Here is a 5,483-nt window from a genome sequence, read left to right as displayed (position 1 = left end):
CTTCAGGGCATGGGGCAACTCGAGCTCTTTCTGGCGGCGTTCGGCGCCATGCCGCTGGTGCGCGGACATTTCGCCGTGGACGGCCAGAAGGTAGCGATCGGCAGCCCGAAGGATGCCGTCTCCGCGAAAATCGGCGTCAGCCTCGTCCCGGAAGAGCGTAAGACCGAGGGGCTGTTTTTGCGGCTCAGCGGCAAGCACAACGCCACCGTGCCGATCATAGATCGGTTCACCCGCTTCGGGCTGATCGATAAGGATGCCGAGGACCGCGCGGTGTCGGACGCATTCCAGCGGGTGGAAGTCGACCGCCGTGCCCTCTGGTCGCGCGCCGATGCCTTCTCGGGAGGGAACCAGCAGAAGATCGCCATCGCCAAATGGCTCCTCACCGAGAGCCATGTCCTGATGGTCTACGATCCGACGCGCGGCATCGACGTCGGAACCAAGAACGAACTTTATCGATTGTTGCGCGCCTATGCCGAGGCAGGCGGCGCAGTGCTTTTCTACTCGACCGAGATTCCGGAACTCGTCCATCTCGCCGACCGTGTCCTGGTGTTCTATGCCGGCGCGATCGCATCGGAACTATCCGGTCCGGACCTCACCGAAGAAAACATCCTCGGAGCAGCCCTGAACTCCGACAGCACGGCGACGGCGGCATGAGCGTGGCGACTTCCGAGAGACTGCAAACGCGGGCCGCCAGCGCGGGAGCAATGCGGATCGGCCGCCATCGCGGGCTCATCACGGCGTTCGTCGCCTTCGTTGCGCTTTTCGCCGTCGTCGCGAACCTCAGCGCGGTACCCCTCGGCTACTACGACATCTCCCAGATGACGACGAGCGGGGCGACCCTGGCTATCGCCGCGATGGGGCAGACCCTTGTCATCCTGTCCGGGGGGTTCGACCTGTCGGCGGCCGCCGTGATCTCTCTGGTCAACGTCACGTTGGCGTCATTGCCGGCTGACGGATCGCTGTCGCCCTGGACGCTGGGCGCGATCGGCGTCGGCATCGGCCTGCTGGTAGGCGCCTTCAATGGGTTCTTCATCGCTTTCCTTCGCCTGCAGTCGATCGTAGTCACGCTGTCCACGATGTTCATCCTGCAGGGGGTCACCCTCATCGTCATGGACAAGCCGGGGGGCATGATTGAGCCCCGCCTGTCCGAGATACTTATCGGCGACCTCATCCCCGACTGGGTTCCCATGTCGGCCGCTCTCATCTTCGTCCTCCTGATGTTCTGGTACTGGCTGAAGCGGACCAAGCTCGGCCTCGCCATCTACGCCGTCGGTGGCGATACGGAGAGCGCCCGATCGGCAGGCATCTCGACGCGGCTGGTGCAATTCGCCGTCTATGTCATCGCAGGCGGGTTCTACGGCATGGCGGGCGTGTTCATCAGCGCCCAGACGGGTGCCGGCGATCCGCTGGTCGGCAATCCGATGCTGCTGCAGATGTTCGCGGCGGTGGTCGTGGGCGGAACCCTGCTCGGCGGGGGGCGGGGCGGGCTCACGGGCTCCGTGCTCGGCGCCTATGTGCTGATGATCATCGTCAACATCCTGCTCGTTCTGAATGTGTCGGCCTATTATTCGACCATTGCCGAGAGCACGATCCTGCTTCTGGCGGTTCTGAGCGCGTCCGCACACCGCAGGTCCGTGCTGGCCCGGAACATCCGGCAAGCGTTGGGACGGTTCGCCTCCTGGCAGCAGGGCATATTGCCATCGCAACTATCGCTGTCGCCACGCAAGCTGTCGCTGGCGGAGATTCGCGGGGAAACGTCATCGGCCAAGAGCGAAAGCGCGATGGCGCCTTTTAGAACGCGGCACGCCGAGGTCATCCACTATGCCCTGCCGGCCTACGTCTGCTTCGTCGGCGTGCTGATCGTGACGCAATACATGCTCGGCAACACGCTCTTGAACTTCAACTATTACAATTCGCTGATCGTCCTCTCCTCGTTCCTGGCGATCCTCGCGCTCGGCCAGGGCACGGTGATCCTCACCGGCGGCCTTGACCTGTCCATCCCGTGGACGATCGGCCTGTGCGGGATCGTGCTGGCCGGCCTTGTGAGCGGATCCGACGCGGCGCTCCTTTATGCGGTACCGATCGTGCTCGCCGTCGGACTGTTGATCGGATTCCTCAACGGCTTCGGCATCGTCGTCCTCGGCCTGTCGCCGATCGTCATGACGCTCGCCGTCAACGGCCTGCTGCAGGGTGCGGCTCTGCTCTATTCGGGCGGTACGCCGGACGGGTTCTCCTCGCCCATGCTCCGCTCCTTCATGACCACGCGCATCTTCGGCATTACCCCGGTGGTCCCGTTCGTGCTGCTTTTCGCCGTCGGGGCAGTGATGTTGCTCGGACGGACGGCTTTCGGCCGGCGCGTCTACGCGATCGGAAACAGCGAGCGGGCAGCCGAACTCTCGGCCGTCCCCGTCAAGCGGACAACGATCGCCGTCTACATGCTTTCCGGGCTGTGCTCCGCGATGGTCGGCATTCTGCTGACCGGCTTTTCCGGCCAGGCCAGCCTTGGCATGGGCGACGAATATTTGTTGCCGTCGATCGCGGTGGTGGTCGTCGGAGGGGCGCTGATCACCGGCGGCCGCGGTTCCTACATCGGCATGCTCGGTGGCGTCATCCTGCTGACCGCCCTGCAGATGCTGCTCGCCGGCACGACCATTCCGACATCCGCGCGCTCCATTCTTTACGGCATGGTCATTTTGGGCGCCATCATCGCGCTCAGGGACCGGCGCGCCTGACCCGCCGACCGACAGTTTGAGGAACCACTGCCAGAGGAATTGACATGCCCCGTGTAGCGATCATCGGAACCGGCTTCATCGGCCGCGCTTGGGCTATCACCTTCGCGCGCGCGGGACACGAGGTGGTCCTGTGGGATGCGGCGGCGGATGCTCCTGCCATCGCCCGCGACTACATTGCCGGCCTGTTGCCTGATCTCGCGGCCAACGGACTGCTGAACGACGGTCCGGAGAAGGTCCTGGATCGGATCTCCATCAGTCCCAAGATGGACGAGGCGCTCGAAGGCGTCGTGCACGTGCAGGAGAACGCGCCCGAAAAGCTGGAGTTGAAGAAGACCGTGTTCTCGATGCTGGACGAGAAGGCACCACGCGACGCGGTGCTCGCCAGTTCGACCTCGGCGCTGCTTCCTTCCGTCTTCACGGCGCATCTGGCCGGCCGCGAGCGCTGCCTGGTCGCCCATCCCATCAACCCGCCCTACCTGGTTCCGGCCGCCGAACTCGTACCGGCGCCATGGACGTCCGCTGAGGTCATGGAGCGCGCGGCGGCCTTTTTCCGTGCCTCCGGTCAGGCGCCGCTCGTGATGAAACGCGAAATCGACGGCTTCATCATGAACCGCCTCCAGGGTGCGCTGCTGGAGGAGGCCTTCCGCCTTGTGGACGAAGGCTATGCCTCGGTCGAGGACATAGACATCGGCATCCGCGACGGCCTGGCCCTGCGCTGGTCCTTCATGGGGCCGTTCGAAACCATCGACCTGAACGCGCCCGGTGGAGTGCGCGACTATGTCGTCCGCTACGAGAGCCTCTACGAGAATCTCTGGCCCAGCACGCAGCACCGCGCCAGCTGGGGCGGCCCCGTCCTCGACAGGGTCGAAAGGGACAGGCGGTCGAAGCTGCCCGCCGAAAAGCTCGTCGAGCGACAGGAATGGCGCGACCGCCGCTTGATGGCGCTCATCGCCCACAAGCGCGACGCGGCCAAGAAGATCGGCTCCTGAATCCAACCACCCAGCATTCGAGGCTCAAGCTCATGTCCAAAGCTGCCACCGGCAAAGTCGTCATCACCTGCGCCGTGACAGGCGCCATCCACACACCGTCCATGTCGGAATACCTGCCGATCACGCCGCAGCAGATCATCGATGATGCCCTGGGGGCGGCCGAGGCGGGTGCCGCAATCCTGCATCTGCACGCCCGCAATCCCGAGAACGGCAAGCCGGATCAGACCCCGGAAGCCTTCATGAAGTTCCTGCCGCAGATCAAGCAGGCGACCAACGCGGCCATAAACATCACCACGGGCGGCAGCCCCTACATGAAGGTGGAGGAACGCGTCCTTCCCGCCCAAATGCTCAAGCCGGAAGTCGCATCGCTTAATATGGGATCGATCAACTTCGGCCTCTTCCACTTGCTCGAAAAGTACAAGGACTTCAAATTCGACTGGGAGAAGCCGCATCTCGAAGCCACAAAGGATCTCGTGTTCCGCAACTCCTTCAAGGACATCGAGTTCATCCTGAAGACATGCTACGCAAACAACACGCGCTTCGAATTCGAGTGCTACGACATCGCTCATCTCTATAATTTGAAGCATTTCGCCGATCGTGGACTGGTCAAGCCGCCGTTCTTTGTCCAATCGGTGTTCGGCATCCTGGGCGGCATCGGCACGCATCCGGAAGATGTGCAGCACATGAAGCGGACCGCCGACCGGCTGTTCGGATCAGACTACCGCTGGTCGGTTCTGGGGGCCGGCGCCAGCCAGCTCAGGATTGCGGCCCAGGCGGCCGCGCTCGGCGGCAACGTGCGCGTTGGTCTGGAGGACTCGCTGTGGGCCGGCAAGGGCAAGCTCGCCAAGTCCAGCGCCGACCAGGTGCGCCTGGTGCGCAAGATCATCGAAGGCCTTGGGCTCGAGGTGGCGACGCCTGACGATGCGCGGGAAATCCTGTCGCTGAAGGGCGGCGCCAGCGTCAATTTCTGACGCCGCGGCCGTCCCGTAACGAACGCTGCCGCCCACCGGACGTGGCTTCTCACGGTGATGCTGGAGGCGGACATCAGCCTGCGCCGGAAATGGGCGCGAACAAATCGAACAGGAGAACAACATGCTCAAGCAAGTCAGGCGGATCGTCACGGCAAACGACGCGAACGGCAAGTCGGAGGTTCTTCTCGATGGAATTGCCGACCATACGATCACGGTGCTCACCGAACTGTGGCAGACGCCGGCCGGCAAACACGATCACAACTCTCCAGAGGATCTCGCCAGACGATCGCATGGCATCGAGCCGCCGCCCGGGGGAACCATCTTCCGCTTCTTTCAGATCGCGCCGGAATCCGGCTCCGCCCATTTGTCCCGGGAAGAACGCCAGCAGGCGGCCCACGATTGGTTCGCTGCCATGGGATCGGCGCACCTCCAGCCGGATACCTCCCGGCATGAAACGATGCACCGCTCACCGACCACGGACTATATCGTGCTGCTATCCGGCCAGATCACGCTCGTGCTGGACAAGGAAGAGCGCGACCTCAAGCCGTTCGACGTGGTGATCCAGCGCGGCACCAACCATGCCTGGGTCAACCGTGGCACCGAGGACGCGCTTCTTATGTCGGTGCTGGTCGACGCCGAGCACGAAGTCTAAGCCGAACGTCGAAGTTTGCCTTCGTGGAACTGTACCAAGGCCACTTTCGCCGTCTCGGGGAGTTCCTGTTCCGGCTGGTCGCTGCGGCGCTGGCGGGGCGCGAATCTGCGATCGGGATCGGCCTCGGCCTTCTTCGGAG

General features: G+C 63.7%; 5 protein-coding genes. All 5 read left to right on the top strand.

Annotation, left to right across the window (positions count from 1 at the left end; all coding sequences use genetic code 11):
* Positions 1–654 (top strand): ATP-binding cassette domain-containing protein (locus tag EOD07_RS20795; protein ID WP_164772392.1); only part of this gene is annotated, 654 nt, incomplete at its 5' end.
* A gap of 50 nt (positions 655–704) precedes the next feature.
* The gene (locus EOD07_RS20790) at positions 705–2,732 is read left to right on the top strand and encodes an ABC transporter permease (protein ID WP_245470352.1); all 2,028 of its coding nucleotides are present in this window, start codon (positions 705–707) and stop codon (positions 2,730–2,732) included.
* 44 nt (positions 2,733–2,776) lie between these two features.
* Positions 2,777–3,721 (top strand): 3-hydroxyacyl-CoA dehydrogenase, encoded by a 945-nt coding sequence (locus EOD07_RS20785; RefSeq protein ID WP_127236795.1) that lies wholly within the window; start codon positions 2,777–2,779, stop codon positions 3,719–3,721.
* 32 nt (positions 3,722–3,753) lie between these two features.
* Positions 3,754–4,692, top strand: coding sequence for a 3-keto-5-aminohexanoate cleavage protein (locus EOD07_RS20780; protein ID WP_127236794.1), 939 nt, complete (start codon positions 3,754–3,756; stop codon positions 4,690–4,692).
* Positions 4,693–4,813: 121 nt separating this feature from the next.
* Positions 4,814–5,344: a cupin domain-containing protein gene (locus tag EOD07_RS20775; protein ID WP_127236793.1), complete on the top strand. Its 531-nt coding sequence runs from the start codon at positions 4,814–4,816 to the stop codon at positions 5,342–5,344.
* Positions 5,345–5,483 lie beyond the last annotated feature (139 nt).

The sequence above is a fragment of the Mesorhizobium sp. M2C.T.Ca.TU.002.02.1.1 genome, assembly GCF_003997225.1.
The sequence above is the reverse complement of the archived record's forward strand: the minus strand, read 5'-3'. Positions and strand labels throughout refer to the sequence as shown.